Source organism: Caballeronia udeis, from assembly GCF_044909315.1.
In the GTDB taxonomy this organism is placed as follows: domain Bacteria; phylum Pseudomonadota; class Gammaproteobacteria; order Burkholderiales; family Burkholderiaceae; genus Caballeronia; species Caballeronia udeis_A.
On sequence record NZ_JBIYEB010000031.1, the window covers coordinates 1 to 13403 of the forward strand.

Sequence of the window (13403 nt, forward strand, 5' to 3'; positions counted from 1 at the left end):
GGTGGCGAAGCGTGTTCATGTCAGGATTCGCGAGAAAGAGGGGTTCAACTGTCCGTCGCTCTGGCGAGCACCGTGCTTTTGGGGCACCTATGAATTAAAACTGCACGCTGTGGACACTTAGGGTAGAGCGGTTAAAGCGTTTTCTTTGCTTCGTTTCTTTGTCGCTTTGGACAAAGAAATGACGTGCCGCCACGCACAGTGGCTAATAGTGATAAAGAGAAAATCCGACTCATGCAGACCACTAACGCCGAAAGCACCAACCCGGCATAGACCCCGACCACTAACCCCAAGCCCACAAAACCCCAAAACCCGTCCACCGGCGCGAGCGAAAACCTACGCAACAAGCTTGGCGCCACGCGTCTCAGGCAACGTCAGCGCCGCAAGAATCACTACGCCGTAAGCCGCTGCCGCGAAGGTTCCAATCGCGATGCCCAAGGACATCTTCTGAGCAACAAAACCGATCAGGAATGGAAACGTGGCGCCGACCGCACGGCCGAAGTTGTAGCAAAAGCCCTGACCAGAACCCCGTATGCGGGTGGGGAACAGTTCCGTCATGAACGCGCCCATGCCGGCAAAGATACCCGATGCAAAAAAACCGAGCGGAAAGCCGAGGATCAGAAGCATGGTGTTGCTCATCGGCACGCGGGTATAGACCAGCGCGATGACCATCGAAGCCAGCGAGAACACAATGAAGTTTAGCCGTCTGCCAAAGCGATCGCTGAGAAACGCACCGCACAGGTACCCCGCATACGACCCCGCGATCACCACGGCGAGATAACCGCCCGTGCCAACTACGCTCAGGTGCTGCTCGGTCTTCAGGTAAGTCGGCAGCCACGTGGTGATGGCGTAATAACCGCCTTGCGTGCCGGTCGCGAGAATAGCGGTGCGCAGCGTGGTAAACCAGATGCCAGGGCCGAAGATTTCGAGGAACGAGCTGCGGTCGTTGCTTTCCAGCTCGCGTTGTTTCTGCTGCTTGTGGACTTCAGGTTCATCGACCAGACGGCGGATCAGGATCACAAATGGCGCGGGCAAGATGCCGAGCGCGAACAGTGCCCGCCACGCAACGTCGCCGGGGAGGAACGAGAACACCAGCGTATAGAGACCGGCGGCGACAGCCCAGCCGATTGCCCAGCCCGCTTGCACCATGCCCACGGCCTTGCCCCGATCACGCGGCCGGATGACCTCGCCGATCAACACCGCACCCGCGGTCCACTCGCCGCCGAAACCGAAACCCATCAAGCCACGTGCGACCAGCAACTGCGTGTAGTTCTGGGCGAACGCGCAGACAAGCGTGAAGAACGCAAACCAGAGGATGGTGATCTGCAGCGTTTTCACGCGGCCAATGCGATCCGACAGAATGCCCGCCACCCAGCCGCCAAGCGCCGAAGTCAGCAGCGTCACCGTGCCGATCAATCCCGCCTCGCCCTTGCTCAAACCCCAGGTAGCGATCAGTGTGGGGATCACGAAGCTCAGGAACTGCGTGTCCATGGCGTCGAGTCCATAGCCTATCTTGCAGCTCCAGAACGCACGCTTCTCGCTTGGAGTCGTGTGCTTGTACCAGCCGAACATGCCGCCGCTGGCGGGTTCGTCGGGCAGCGCTTCAACCTGCGTGCTCGCATAGCGTGCTTCAGTAGTCATGTTTTCTCCAGGGTTCGTGAGCGCGCGCTCAGAGCACAGCGAGCGATGAGTTGGGGATGTCGGTCACAAGCATGTGGCCCGGCCGATGCGCAATCGCGAACGGCAACCGCGCGCTTTCGATCGCGCTTTGCGGCGTCACGCCGCACGCCCAGAACACGGGTATCTCATGGTCGTGAATAGAAACCGGTTGACCGTAGTCGGGCTGCATCAGGTCTTCAATACCCAGTACGGCCGGGCTGCCCAGATGTACCGGTGCACCATGCACGGAAGGGAACCGGCTCGTGATCTGGACGGCGCGCACCGCATGCGCACCGCTCATGGGACGCATCGAGACGACCAGCTTGCCGCCGAATGGCCCGGCCGCCTGGTTGGACATGTTCGTGCGGAACATCGGCACATTGACGCCCTCATCCACATGCCGCAACGGGATGCGTTCGCGCGCCAGCATCTGTTCGAATGAAAACGAACACCCTATGGCGAACACCACCAGATCATCACGCCAGAGTTCGACGATATCGTCGGGTTGCTCGCACAGCACGCCGTCGCGATACACGTTGTAGCCGGGAACGTCGGTGCGGACATCGAGGTCGCGGCCCAGCGCCGGCACGTTCCACTGGCCCGGTTCACCCACGCCCAGCAGCGGGCACGCCTTGGGGTTGCGCACGCAAAAACGCAGGAAATCCTCTGCATAAACGCTTGGGATGATGGCGAGATTGGCTTGCGCGAACTCACCGCAGTGCCCGGCCGTGGGACCGGTAAAACGCTTGCTGCGGACTTGCTGGCGGAAAAGATGCGGCATGGTTCAGGTCCCTCACGAATGCAATGAAATGGCGGCGAAACAAGTGACGAGATGCAGGTTAGGGCCGCAAAAAAAGTGGCGCCAGCGAGTTATTCCGCTCGCATGCGTTAAGGTTTTCTTAACAGTTTCATTGGGATTTTCACGTAACGGACCCGGCGCACGCAGCCGGATGAATAGGTGCTGAGCGAGGCTGCATGCCTTTGTGCGCGGTGTTTTAACGCGTGGACGCAGCCGCACCGAAGGACGTGTGCTGCTCAGAAACATCCTGCAGAAACTATCGATTAAACAGGCGTATTTTTTTGGCGGAGTTAATAATTCCTCCGGGCTGCCGTTAAGCGAAAGAGCGGGCTCGTTCTCCCGCGCCTCTCCTGACCGCAGTTCCTTTCAACTGGAAAACAAAAATGAACCGTCTGTCCTTGCGCCAGAAGTTATGGATGCCGCTGATTCTTTCGTGGTTCGGCCTTCTTACGCTGACTGTCTGGCACGCATACCAGACGCGTGACCTGCAGTTGTCCGAGCGTCATCGCGACCTGGATGACATTGTCTCGATGTCGTATTCAATCGCCGCCGGCCTCGACAAGCTGGCGCAGAGCGGCAGGATGTCCGTCGATGCCGCGAAGCAGGAAGCTATCGCGCGGATCGGCGACCTGCGGTACGACGGCGGTGGTTACGTGACGATTGTCGGGTCGAACTCGGTCATGATCATGCATCCGATCAGCCCGAAACTGGACGGCAAGGACATGTCGGACTGGAAGGACGCCAAGGGCAATTCGCTCTACAAGGCTATCGCCGCAGCCGGCAGTTCCGCGGAAGGCGGAGGGTTTCTCGAATACTGGTGGCCGAAGCCGGGCGCGACCGAACCGAGCTCAAAGCTGGGTTATACGAAACGCTACAAGCCGTGGGACTGGGACATGATCGCCGGTACGTACCAGGACGATATCCAGGCCGCGTTCTATCGCACGCTCCTGCATTCGCTCCTGATGCTGTTGGTACTCGGCGCGGCCATTTCGCTGTTTGCGTCCCTGGCAATCAAGAGCGTGAGCCGCTCGCTTGGCGGTGAACCCGCCGCCGCTGCACACCTTGCGCGGCAGATTGCATCGGGCGACCTGACGGGGCGCATCGACGTAACGGCGGGCGATACGCAGAGCGTTATTTCAGCGATTGCCCATACGCGCGACAGCCTGGCGGGCACGGTATCGCGCGTGAAGGACGCCGCCGACGCCATCAAGCTTGCCGCAGCGGAAATTGCCAGCGGCAACGCGGACCTGTCGAGCCGCACCGAGCAGCAGGCAGCGGCGCTGCAGGAGACCGCGGCGGCCATGGACGAGATCACGTCCACGGTACGCGCGAACGCCGACAATGCGTCGCAAGCAAGTCAGGTGGCGGCAAGCGCGTCGGCGCAAGCGCTGCGAGGCGGTAGCGTGGTGGACGATGTGGTCGAGAACGTGCGCGCGATTGCGACCAGTTCGAAGCAGGTCGCCGAGATCACGGCGGTGATCGACGGCATTGCGTTTCAGACGAATATTCTCGCGCTGAACGCGGCGGTTGAAGCGGCGCGCGCCGGTGAAAACGGCTGCGGTTTTGCGGTGGTGGCGGGCGAAGTGCGCAGCCTCGCGCAACGCAGTGCGGCGGCGGCAAAGGAGATCCGCGTGCTGGTCGACACGTCGCTGACGCAGATCGAAAGCGGTGCGGGACTCGCCGAAAACGCGGGCAAGGCCATGGCCGACATTGTCACGGCGGTCAAACGCGTGACAACCATTGTGGAAGACATTGCTACTGCGTCGAACCAGCAAAGCGTGGGGATTGAAGAGGTCAACCGGGCGATCGCGCAGATGGACGGCACCACGCAGCAGAACGCGGCGCTGGTCGAGCAGGCCGCGGCCGCGGCGAGTTCGATGAACGACCAGGCGCTGCGCCTGGGTGACGCCATGCAGTCGTTCCGGCTGACGCCTGCATGAATACACGCTTCCTCGAGACCTTCGTGACGCTGGCGGAACTGGAAAGTTTCCGGGCGACCGCGCGTGTCCTGCACGCCACGCCCGCGACCATCTCGCTACGCATCAAGTCGCTCGAGGACGAGTTGAAGACCGAGCTGGTCGACCGGTCCTCAACCGCATTTCGTTTGACTACCGCGGGACAGAGCCTGCTCGGGCTCGCGCGCAACGTGGTGGATGCCGCGCGTGCGTTGCGCGAGGCGGCGGGCCAGGAGGTGGTGGTCGGCGGCAAGCTGCGGCTCGGGGTGATCGAAACTGTGGTGCATAGCTGGCTGTCGCACTACATCACCTATCTCAACGCGAACTATCCGAAGCTCGATGTCGATCTCACCGTCGATTCGAGTTCCGTGTTGCAGCGCCGCTTGCTGAGCGGCGAGCTTGATCTCGTCATACGGGTGGAAGGGATCGACAGTACCAAGATTGCATCGAGTGCGATTGCGAGTTACCCGGTGCGCTGGATCGCAAGACGCGGGCTGTTGTCGCGGCGCTCCGCCGGGCTTGCGCTACGCGTGTTGCAACGGCCGATAGTCACGTTCGGCCGTGGGACGGCACCGCAGGTAGCGCTGGAAAGTATCGTGCATACGCTTGCCCGGCAAGAGAACATGCGGCCCGAACAAACGCGTATCACGTGCTCGCCATCGGTCGCCGCGATCGTTCAACTGGTGCGCGACGGATATGGCGTCGCCGGTATTCCCAGTCTTTTCGTCGCCAAGGAATTGCAAAGCGGCGAGTTCGTCGAGCTGCCGCTGAAGCCGGTTCCGCCACCGATTGTCGTGTCGCTATGCAAGCCCGTCGATGCCAGCGTGATGGTCAATGCAGCGGCCAACGCAGCGCACGTTGCGTGTTCCGCCTACTCGAAATCGATTAAAAAAGACTTCCTGGAAGGGCTTTAATCTTTGGGCGACGGCGCCTCGCGCTGGAACACGACGGTTGGCTTGCCCTTGTAGTTTGTCGTGCGGCTTGGCGCGAATGCACATTTCCTGGCGAGTGCAAGCGAGGGTGCGTTTTCCGGCGAGATAATGCAGACGATTTCATCGTCGGGCCAGCGTGTATCCGCCCACCGCAACGCGGCACGCACGGCTTCGGCGCCGTAGCCTTGTCGTTGCGACCCGGACGTCAACATCCATCCGATCTCCGGCGCTTCATCGAATGCCGGGTCGATACCGCGCTTGTATTGCCCGAAGCCGACCTCACCGATGAACTTGCCGCTGTGCTTCTCGCTGACTACCCAATAGCCGAATCCCATCAATGCCCAATGCCCCGCGCTTCGAAGCAGGCGCGCCCATGCTTCCTCCTTTGTGAACGCAACACCGGTGACATGGCGCACGACCGCGAGGTCCGACCACATGGCGTAGATGTCGTCGAAATCAGCGCGTTGCGGGGCACGCAGGATAAGACGATCGGTTTCCAGGGCAGCGGTGGAGTGGGGCATGGGGAAACATGTGTGCGTGGATGGAGCAGGGAATATAACCGTTCAGGCCGAGGCGGCGAACGCGAAGAAAGACGCAGCCACACAACCGCGTCAGGCCATCGCGCCGCTATGCTCCGACACCAGCATCTCGATCAACGCGCTCAGGTCTCGCGTTGCTTCGTTACGCATGGTTGGGGCAACATGAAGCTCCAGTTCCGCGGGCGGCAGCGCCGGCAGGCCGTCCGATTCATCGAACGTGCGCCAGCACGCGGGCAGCGTCCGGCGATCGATGATCGTCACCGCCGCGCCATGATTCACCGCAATGCGGATTCCGGTCGGACTCTGGCTCGTGTACACGAGTTGATAATCCCGCCCGATTGCGGTCAGTGCCTGCAATCCCCGTTGCCGGTAAGTACAGCTTTCGTCGAAGAGGGCGAGCGGCACCGGCGCATCCGCGCACAACTCGAAATCGTGATGCGCTGCCCACACCAGTTCCTGGCGCGCCAGGGGTTTTCCCCCGGCACGCTCGCCGTGCCGCACGACCAGCGCCAGATCGAGTTCACCTGCGCTCAGCCGTTCCAGCAATTCCAGCGATGTCCGGCAATGAATATGCGGCCGCGCACCGGGGCGCACCGCATAAAACGCCCGCAGCAGTTCCGGCAGCCATAGCTCCGCATAATCTTCCGGCAACCCGAAACGAATCACATTGCCGCGGCTCCCGCGCGTGAGCGAAGCAATTGCCTCGTTTTGCACCTGCAATATCCGCCGTGCGTGGATCAGGAAATTCTCGCCGTCGCTCGAGAGCGCGAAATGACGGCTGTTGCGCATGAACAGGTGCGCCCCAAGCCGCTCCTCGAGCGTCCGGATCCGCAGGCTGATGGTCGATTGCGTGCGATGAAGCTGGCGCGCCGCCGCCGTAAAACCCCCGCTTTCAGCCACCACGACAAACGCGCGCACGAGTTCCGCATCGAGTGAAGCGATCTTCGACCAATCGGGTTCGCTAATGGAATCCATCGGAAATACTCGCTTTCCAAAAGAAATTGGCCGCCAAAAGATCGGGCCGTCGTTCGCAGATTGTTGTTGAAGTCGACCCGTAAATCCACTCGCCAAAATATCGATTTGGAGCCTGCCGTGGTTCTCTCCGTTTCACTTGCCGATGCTGAATGCCTCGATCTCAGCGATATCGTCAACACTGACCGCTACCCCCTGCATGATCCGGACAGCGCACGCCTGACCGAACTGGTGGCGGCCTGCCGCGCCGAGCTGGCCGCTAGCGGCAGCGCCGTGCTGCACGATTTCCTGCGCCCGGAGGCGCTTGAGCGGGCACGCAACGAGGGTCGCGCGCTGGCCGCCAAAACCTACTTTTCAACTCGTAAGGTCAATGCTTACTTTACCGCCGACGACCCCACGCTCTCCGACACCGATCCCCGCCGTATCTTCATGGACCGCACCAGCGGTTTCGTGACACGCGACCTGATTCCGGCGGACGCGATTGTGCATCGCATCTATGTCGCCCAGGCGATGAAACGTTTCGTGGCGGATTGCCTGGGCGAAACGCGGGTGTGGGAATACGCCGATCCATATGCGGGTCTGGTGCAAAACGTGATGCCGCCCGGCACCGAGCAGCCGTGGCATTACGACACGAACGAATTCATTGTTTCGATGATGACCCAGCAGCCCACCGCGGGCGGCGACTTCGAATACTGCCCGAACATTCGCACGCCGCAAGGCGAGAACTACGAAGGCGTCGGCCGCGTGGTACGCGGGGAAACCCGCGAAGCCATCAACGTCATCACGCTGCGTCCGGGCGACCTGCAATTGTTCAAAGGCCGCTTTTCGCTGCACCGCGTCACCCAGGTAGCGGGCGAAATCGAGCGCCACACAGCCATCTTTGCGTACTCGCAAAAGCCTGGCGTGATCGGACGGCTTGAACGGACACGCCAGTTATACGGCCGCGTTTCGGAAGCTCATCTGGAAGCCGAGCAACGGCTCGTTCGCGCCGACAGCCTGGTTGATTAACCCGTCGATTAACGCTTATAAAACCCCCACATGTCGATTATTCGCCCTACCCATCTTCCTGAAGATTGCGAACCCACGGCCGCTGAAATTGCGCAGATTCAACGTGACCGGCTGGCTGCGGTGCGCCGTGAACTGAAGAAGCGCGACCTGACCGCCGCTGTGTTGTTCGACCCCACGCACATGCGCTACGCCACCGGCTCGCGCAACATGCAGGTCTATTCAATGCGCAACCCTGCCCGCTATGTGTTCGTGCCGGCGGAAGGCAAGGTCGTGCTGTTCGAATACGCGGGCTGCGACTTCCTGGCCGAAGGCCTGGACACGGTGGATGAAGTCCGCCCCGCCACCGCGATCTCCTACTACTTTTGTGATGACATGCTCGGCCAGGTCACCGAGCGCTGGGCAGCCGAGATTGACGAGCTGATGACACAAAGCGGTGGCGGCAAGCGCATTGCGATCGAAAGCGCGACCTCCGCTGCAGCGTTCGCGTTGCAGGCACGCGGCTATCAGGTCTTCGACGCACAGGAGCCGCTCGAACGCGCGCGCGCCATCAAGGTGCCCAACGAGATCAAGATGATCCGCGCGTCGCTGCGTGCGGCTGAAGAAGGCGTGCGCAAGCTGGAAGCGGCGCTTGTGCCGGGCATCAGCGAGAACGAGCTGTGGTCGCATCTGCACCAGCACATCATTGCAACCGATGGCGACTACATTGAAACGCGCCTGATCAGTTCGGGGCCGCGTACCAATCCGTGGTTCCAGGAAAGCAGCCCGCGCAAGATCCAGTCGGGCGAACTCGTCGGGCTCGACACGGACGTGGTCGGCCGTTTCGGCTATTACGCGGATTTTTCGCGCACGTTCCTGTGTGGCGATGTGCAGGCCACGGCCGCGCAAAAGAACCTCTACCAGCTGGCGTACGAGCAGATTCATTCGAACATGGAGAACTTGCGCGCGGGCACGACTTTCCAGGAGTTCATTGCCCGGGCGTGGAAGATTCCCGAGCCATACCGCGCACGCCGCTATTTCGCGCTCGCGCATGGCGTCGGCATGACGGGCGAGTATCCGTATATCGTGCATAGAGAGGACAACGAGGCCAAGGGGTATGACGGCGTGATCGAGCCGGGCATGACCCTGTGCATTGAAAGCTATATTGGACATGAGGCTGGCGGCGAGGGCGTGAAGCTGGAAGAGCAGGTCTATGTTCGCGACGACGGCCGCGTCGAACTGCTCTCGGACTACCCGTTCGAGGCGAGGTTGCTGGCCTGATCCTCGCAGACGGCGCGTCATTAAAAAAACCGATAGCAAACCAACCCCATAGGTGCAAGACGATGCTCAAACGATTCTTCAAAGCAGGCATTTCGGCTCTGGTCGTGGTAACGGCGACCGCGGGCACTGCGCACGCCGCAGGGACTTTCTGCAGCTCGGGCAAGACCGTGCACTTTGCGGGCATTACGTGGGAAAGCGGCGCGTTTGCGACTGAAGTGCTGCGTCAGATTCTTGAAAAGGGCTACGGCTGCGCGACGGACGTCGTGCCCGGCAGCACGGCCGCCACCGAGACCGCGCTGGCAAGCAACGACGTGCAGGTCTGGGCCGAGCAATGGACCGGCCGCAGCGAAATCACGTCGAAAGCGGTCGCTGCCGGCAAGGTCAAACTGGTAGGCGACACCCTCCCGGGTGGCACGAAGGAGGGCTGGTTCGTGCCTGAATACGTGATCAAGGGCGATGCGTCCCGCAACATCAAGGCCAGCGCACCGGGACTTGTTTCGGTCACCGACCTGCCGAAATACAAGGACCTGTTCGCCGATGACGAAGAACCGGAGAAGGGCCGGTTCCTGAATTGCCCGACAGGCTGGGACTGCGAACGCGTGAATACGCGTTTGCTCAAGGTGTTGGGCCTCGACGCGTCATACACCAATTTCCATCCGGGTACGGGCGCCGCACTCGATGCATCGATAGAATCGGCGTATCAGCGCGGCAAGCCGCTGGTGTTTTATTACTGGGGCCCCGCTGCGCTGATGGCGAAATACAAGTTCGTCGAACTCAAGATGCCGCCGTACAACGACGCCTGCTGGAAGACCCTGCGCGATGAAAGCAGCACGAAGCAATGTGCTTCGTCGTATATGGTTTCGCACGTGACGGTGGGTGTCTCGACGCCCTTCAGCGAAGCCGAACCGCAAGCCATTGATCTGTTCTCGAAAGTCAGCTTTCCGATGGACTTCCTGAACAGCACGATTCTCGAGATGACTTCGAAGAAGATCGACGGCTCGGCCATGGCCACCACGTTCCTGCGCACGCACCCCGAGATGTGGAAGACCTGGGTGCCGGCCGATGTAGCGGCCAAGGTGCAGGCCAGACTGGGCACTTGAAAACGGGCCCTTTCCTTCACCGCGATCCTTCTCAAGACGAGTGAACCATGACGTCCATCTTTCCGCATCTGTCGCTTGCCGACCCGATCAACGACAAGGTCGCATTGCTGGTCCAGAACTATGGCGATGCCTTCCACTCGTTCAGCCTGGTCGTGCTGAAGTACCTGCTGGTGCCGCTGGAAAGCGGCTTGCGGATCATGCCGCCGTGGCTGTTGTTAATCCTCGCGGGTCTGCTCGCCTGGCACGCCACGCGCAAGCTCTCGCTGGCCGCGCTGTTCGTGCTGCTGCTCTACGCAATCGGCGCGTTCGGGCTGTGGGACAAGCTGATGCAGACGCTTGCGCTGATGCTGGTCGCAACCGTGTTGTCGATCGTGCTGGGCATCCCGCTTGGCATCCTGTGCTCGCAGAACCGCTGGGTCCGCCGGGGGCTGCTGCCCGTGCTTGACGTGATGCAGACGCTGCCCAGCTTCGTGTACCTGATCCCGGTGCTGATGCTCTTCGGGCTGGGCAAGGTGCCGGCCATTTTCGCCACGGTGATCTATTCGCTGCCGCCGCTGATCCGGCTCACGGACCTGGGCATCCGGCAGGTGGATGGCGACGTGGTGGAAGCCGCGCGCTCCTTTGGCACGACACGTTGGCAGATGCTGATAGGCGTGCAGTTGCCGCTCGCGCGGCCGAGCATCATGGCCGGTATCAACCAGACCACCATGATGTCGCTGTCCATGGTCGTGATTGCATCCATGATCGGTTCGCGCGGTCTCGGCGAAGATGTGCTGGCCGGTATCCAGACACTCGATGTCGGCAAGGGCATGCAGGCGGGTATTGCCATTGTGATCCTGGCGATAGTAATCGACCGGATCTCGCAGGGTTACGGTCAGGAGCGGCGTGCACGGTTGGCGCTAAGTGCGAACAGAAGGGCCCGCGTGCAGGCTCGCCAGAGCGCGCGCAGTGCCGGTCTTGGCGAGCCGGAGGCGGCGGGCGACGCCGCGTCGCGTCGCGTCTGACCCTCATCCATCCCTTTTGCGGAGCGCGAACATGACAGCTATCCGAGTCAGCAACGTCTACAAGATCTTCGGGCCGACGATGACCCATGCACGTGTTATCGACATGCTCCGGCACGGCGCGTCGAAGGCGGACGTGCTCGCCGACAACGGCTGTAACGTCGGTCTCAACAACATCAACCTGAATATCGAGGCCGGTCAGATCTTCGTGATCATGGGCTTGTCCGGGTCCGGCAAGTCCACGCTCGTGCGCCACTTCAACCGGCTGATCGATCCGAGCGCAGGCGAGATCGTGATTGACGGCGAGAACATCCTCTCGCTCAACGCGGCGGGGCTGCGCGAGTTCCGCCGGCATCGCGTAAGCATGGTGTTCCAGAACTTCGGCCTGTTGCCTCATGCAACGGTGCTGGAGAACGCGGCGTACGCATTGCGTGTAAGAGGCGAGCGCCATGATGCAGCGAACCAGAAAGCCCGGATCTGGCTCGGCAAGGTGGGCCTGGATGGTTATGGCGATAAATTCCCCGACGAGCTTTCGGGCGGGATGCGCCAGCGCGTGGGGCTTGCCCGTGCGTTGGCGGCGGACACGGAAGTACTGCTGATGGACGAAGCATTTTCGGCACTTGATCCGTTGATCCGCACCGAGATGCAGGATCAGTTGCTCGAGCTGCAGAGGACGTTGAACAAGACCATTGTCTTCATCACGCACGACCTGGATGAAGCATTGAGACTGGGCACACAGATCGCGATTCTGCGCGATGGCGAACTCGTGCAGCAAGGCACACCTGAAGATATCGTGCGTTTCCCCGCGAACGACTATGTCCGCCGGTTCGTCGAGCGGCGCGCCGAACGCGTTGCTTGAATAAATCAGTTAGCCAATCAGTTAACACGATTGACTGAGCGCAGGACAGGGCCCGCAACGGGGGTCCTGGATACACACGCCCGTACCGGGCGATCAATAAAAGAAGCGTCATAAAAAAGCAGGTCCACGCCGGCGACACGCCGGGTCCATGGTTTTGGAGCCATCAATGAAAAAGCAAGCAATCTGCATGACTTTGTCATGCCTGTTCGTCTCGGGCGCGCATGCCCAAAACAGTGTGACGCTGTATGGTGTCATTGACGAAGGGTTCGACTATACGAATAACGTCAACGGCAATAAAGCCTATGAAATGCAGAGCGGTTATGCACAAGGCAGCCGCTGGGGATTGAAGGGCAATGAAGACCTGGGCGGGGGCGTCAAGGCGATCTTCACCCTTGAAAATGGGTTTAACCTGAACAACGGACGGCTGGGTCAGGGCGGCCTGGAATTCGGCCGGCAGGCTTTCGTGGGCATTAGCGACGCCACATACGGAACGGTCACGTTGGGCCGGCAATATGATTCGGTAGTGGATTTTCTCGCGCAGACAACGGCCAATGGAAACTGGGCGGGGTATCTGTTTGCGCACCCGTACGATAACGACAATACCGACAATTCATTCCGCGTGAATAACACGGTGAAATACACAAGCCCGGCATGGGCCGGTTTTCAATTCGGCGGCATGTATGGGTTCAGTAACGTGGCTGGGGGTTTTGCCAACAACCGGCTGATGAGCGTGGGTGCGCAGTACACCTACGGGGGCCTGCTGATCGCGGCAGCCTATTTGAACTCGGACAACCCTTCCGGCACGACGGGCGGCGCCATTTCCACGACCGACCAGAACTTCCTCGCGCAGCGCCTGCGGGTTTTCGGCGCGGGTATCAACTACACCATGGGTAACGCTACGGTGGGCTTTGCGTACACCAACTCGAACCTGTCCGATCCGACTTCCACGACCTATATCTCGGGGTCGATCGTGCCGGCAGGCGGGTCGATATCGTCGCTCAAGTTCAACAACTTCGAGATCAACGGCAAGTATCAATTCACTCCGGCGTTTTTTGTCGGCGCGCAGTACGTCTATACACGCGCTACTGATAACGCCAGCACCGGCACGGCTCACCCGAACTATCAGTCGGTGGGATTGATGGCGGACTACCTGCTGTCCAAGCGCACCGATGTCTACGCCCAGGCAGCATTTCAATCGGTCGGCGGCGACACCACCGGGACCGCGCTGGATGACGCCTACGTGCCGGGTGCGGCGGACGCTTCGTCCACGTCGAAGCAGGTTGTCGTGCGGCTCGCGATACGGCACGCGTTCTGAGTGCGGTGTG

General features: G+C 60.9%; 12 protein-coding genes. 8 read left to right on the forward strand and 4 right to left on the reverse strand.

Going from position 1 to position 13403, the window contains the following annotated elements:
• Nucleotides 1-333: 333 nt before the first annotated feature.
• Together ABH944_RS35240 and ABH944_RS35245 are read right to left on the reverse strand one after the other, a co-directional pair.
• The gene (locus ABH944_RS35240) at nucleotides 334-1638 is read right to left on the reverse strand and encodes an MFS transporter (RefSeq protein ID WP_404612328.1); all 1305 of its coding nucleotides are present in this window, start codon (nucleotides 1636-1638) and stop codon (nucleotides 334-336) included.
• Between the two features lie 28 nt (nucleotides 1639-1666).
• A complete protein-coding gene (locus ABH944_RS35245; RefSeq protein ID WP_404612326.1) occupies nucleotides 1667-2437 on the reverse strand; it encodes a putative hydro-lyase in 771 nt (256 codons plus the stop codon).
• Between the two features lie 401 nt (nucleotides 2438-2838).
• Between ABH944_RS35245 and ABH944_RS35250 the strand changes: the two genes are divergently transcribed.
• Together ABH944_RS35250 and ABH944_RS35255 are read left to right on the forward strand one after the other, a co-directional pair.
• Nucleotides 2839-4395: a methyl-accepting chemotaxis protein gene (locus tag ABH944_RS35250; protein WP_404612324.1), complete on the forward strand. Its 1557-nt coding sequence runs from the start codon at nucleotides 2839-2841 to the stop codon at nucleotides 4393-4395.
• Nucleotides 4392-5324, forward strand: a complete 933-nt coding sequence (locus tag ABH944_RS35255) for a LysR family transcriptional regulator (protein WP_404612322.1) — start codon at nucleotides 4392-4394, stop codon at nucleotides 5322-5324. The genes ABH944_RS35250 and ABH944_RS35255 overlap by 4 nt, the downstream gene beginning before the upstream one ends.
• Here the strand turns inward: ABH944_RS35255 and ABH944_RS35260 are convergent.
• Nucleotides 5321-5863, reverse strand: coding sequence for a GNAT family N-acetyltransferase (locus ABH944_RS35260; protein ID WP_404612320.1), 543 nt, complete (start codon nucleotides 5861-5863; stop codon nucleotides 5321-5323). The two genes, ABH944_RS35255 and ABH944_RS35260, sit on opposite strands and share 4 nt — an antisense overlap.
• Nucleotides 5864-5953: 90 nt before the next feature.
• The gene (locus ABH944_RS35265) at nucleotides 5954-6856 is read right to left on the reverse strand and encodes a LysR substrate-binding domain-containing protein (RefSeq protein ID WP_404612318.1); all 903 of its coding nucleotides are present in this window, start codon (nucleotides 6854-6856) and stop codon (nucleotides 5954-5956) included.
• Nucleotides 6857-6973: 117 nt separating this feature from the next.
• Here ABH944_RS35265 and ABH944_RS35270 point away from each other — a divergent pair, with 117 nt between their 5' ends.
• From ABH944_RS35270 to ABH944_RS35295, 6 genes are all read left to right on the forward strand, one after another.
• Nucleotides 6974-7861 carry a HalD/BesD family halogenase gene (locus ABH944_RS35270; protein WP_404612316.1) on the forward strand — a complete coding sequence of 296 codons (888 nt, stop codon included), beginning with the start codon at nucleotides 6974-6976 and terminating at the stop codon, nucleotides 7859-7861.
• Between the two features lie 30 nt (nucleotides 7862-7891).
• A complete protein-coding gene (locus tag ABH944_RS35275; protein WP_404612314.1) occupies nucleotides 7892-9118 on the forward strand; it encodes a M24 family metallopeptidase in 1227 nt (408 codons plus the stop codon).
• Between the two features lie 62 nt (nucleotides 9119-9180).
• Complete coding sequence (locus ABH944_RS35280; RefSeq protein ID WP_404612312.1) at nucleotides 9181-10218, forward strand: ABC transporter substrate-binding protein; 1038 nt, start codon at nucleotides 9181-9183, stop codon at nucleotides 10216-10218.
• A gap of 47 nt (nucleotides 10219-10265) precedes the next feature.
• Nucleotides 10266-11222, forward strand: a complete 957-nt coding sequence (locus tag ABH944_RS35285) for an ABC transporter permease (protein ID WP_472975142.1) — start codon at nucleotides 10266-10268, stop codon at nucleotides 11220-11222.
• Between the two features lie 31 nt (nucleotides 11223-11253).
• Complete coding sequence (locus tag ABH944_RS35290; RefSeq protein ID WP_404612310.1) at nucleotides 11254-12078, forward strand: quaternary amine ABC transporter ATP-binding protein; 825 nt, start codon at nucleotides 11254-11256, stop codon at nucleotides 12076-12078.
• 166 nt (nucleotides 12079-12244) lie between these two features.
• Nucleotides 12245-13393, forward strand: coding sequence for a porin (locus ABH944_RS35295; RefSeq protein ID WP_404612308.1), 1149 nt, complete (start codon nucleotides 12245-12247; stop codon nucleotides 13391-13393).
• Nucleotides 13394-13403: the final 10 nt, after the last annotated feature.

Bases quoted from the DNA above. Each gene is read 5' to 3' on its own strand.
- ABH944_RS35240 (WP_404612328.1), bottom strand. From the start codon at position 1,638: ATGACTACTGAAGCACGCTATGCGAGCACGCAGGTTGAAGCGCTGCCC.
- ABH944_RS35245 (WP_404612326.1), bottom strand. From the start codon at position 2,437: ATGCCGCATCTTTTCCGCCAGCAAGTCCGCAGCAAGCGTTTTACCGGT.
- ABH944_RS35250 (WP_404612324.1), top strand. From the start codon at position 2,839: ATGAACCGTCTGTCCTTGCGCCAGAAGTTATGGATGCCGCTGATTCTT.
- ABH944_RS35255 (WP_404612322.1), top strand. From the start codon at position 4,392: ATGAATACACGCTTCCTCGAGACCTTCGTGACGCTGGCGGAACTGGAA.
- ABH944_RS35260 (WP_404612320.1), bottom strand. From the start codon at position 5,863: ATGCCCCACTCCACCGCTGCCCTGGAAACCGATCGTCTTATCCTGCGT.
- ABH944_RS35265 (WP_404612318.1), bottom strand. From the start codon at position 6,856: ATGGATTCCATTAGCGAACCCGATTGGTCGAAGATCGCTTCACTCGAT.
- ABH944_RS35275 (WP_404612314.1), top strand. From the start codon at position 7,892: ATGTCGATTATTCGCCCTACCCATCTTCCTGAAGATTGCGAACCCACG.
- ABH944_RS35280 (WP_404612312.1), top strand. From the start codon at position 9,181: ATGCTCAAACGATTCTTCAAAGCAGGCATTTCGGCTCTGGTCGTGGTA.
- ABH944_RS35285 (WP_472975142.1), top strand. From the start codon at position 10,266: ATGACGTCCATCTTTCCGCATCTGTCGCTTGCCGACCCGATCAACGAC.
- ABH944_RS35290 (WP_404612310.1), top strand. From the start codon at position 11,254: ATGACAGCTATCCGAGTCAGCAACGTCTACAAGATCTTCGGGCCGACG.
- ABH944_RS35295 (WP_404612308.1), top strand. From the start codon at position 12,245: ATGAAAAAGCAAGCAATCTGCATGACTTTGTCATGCCTGTTCGTCTCG.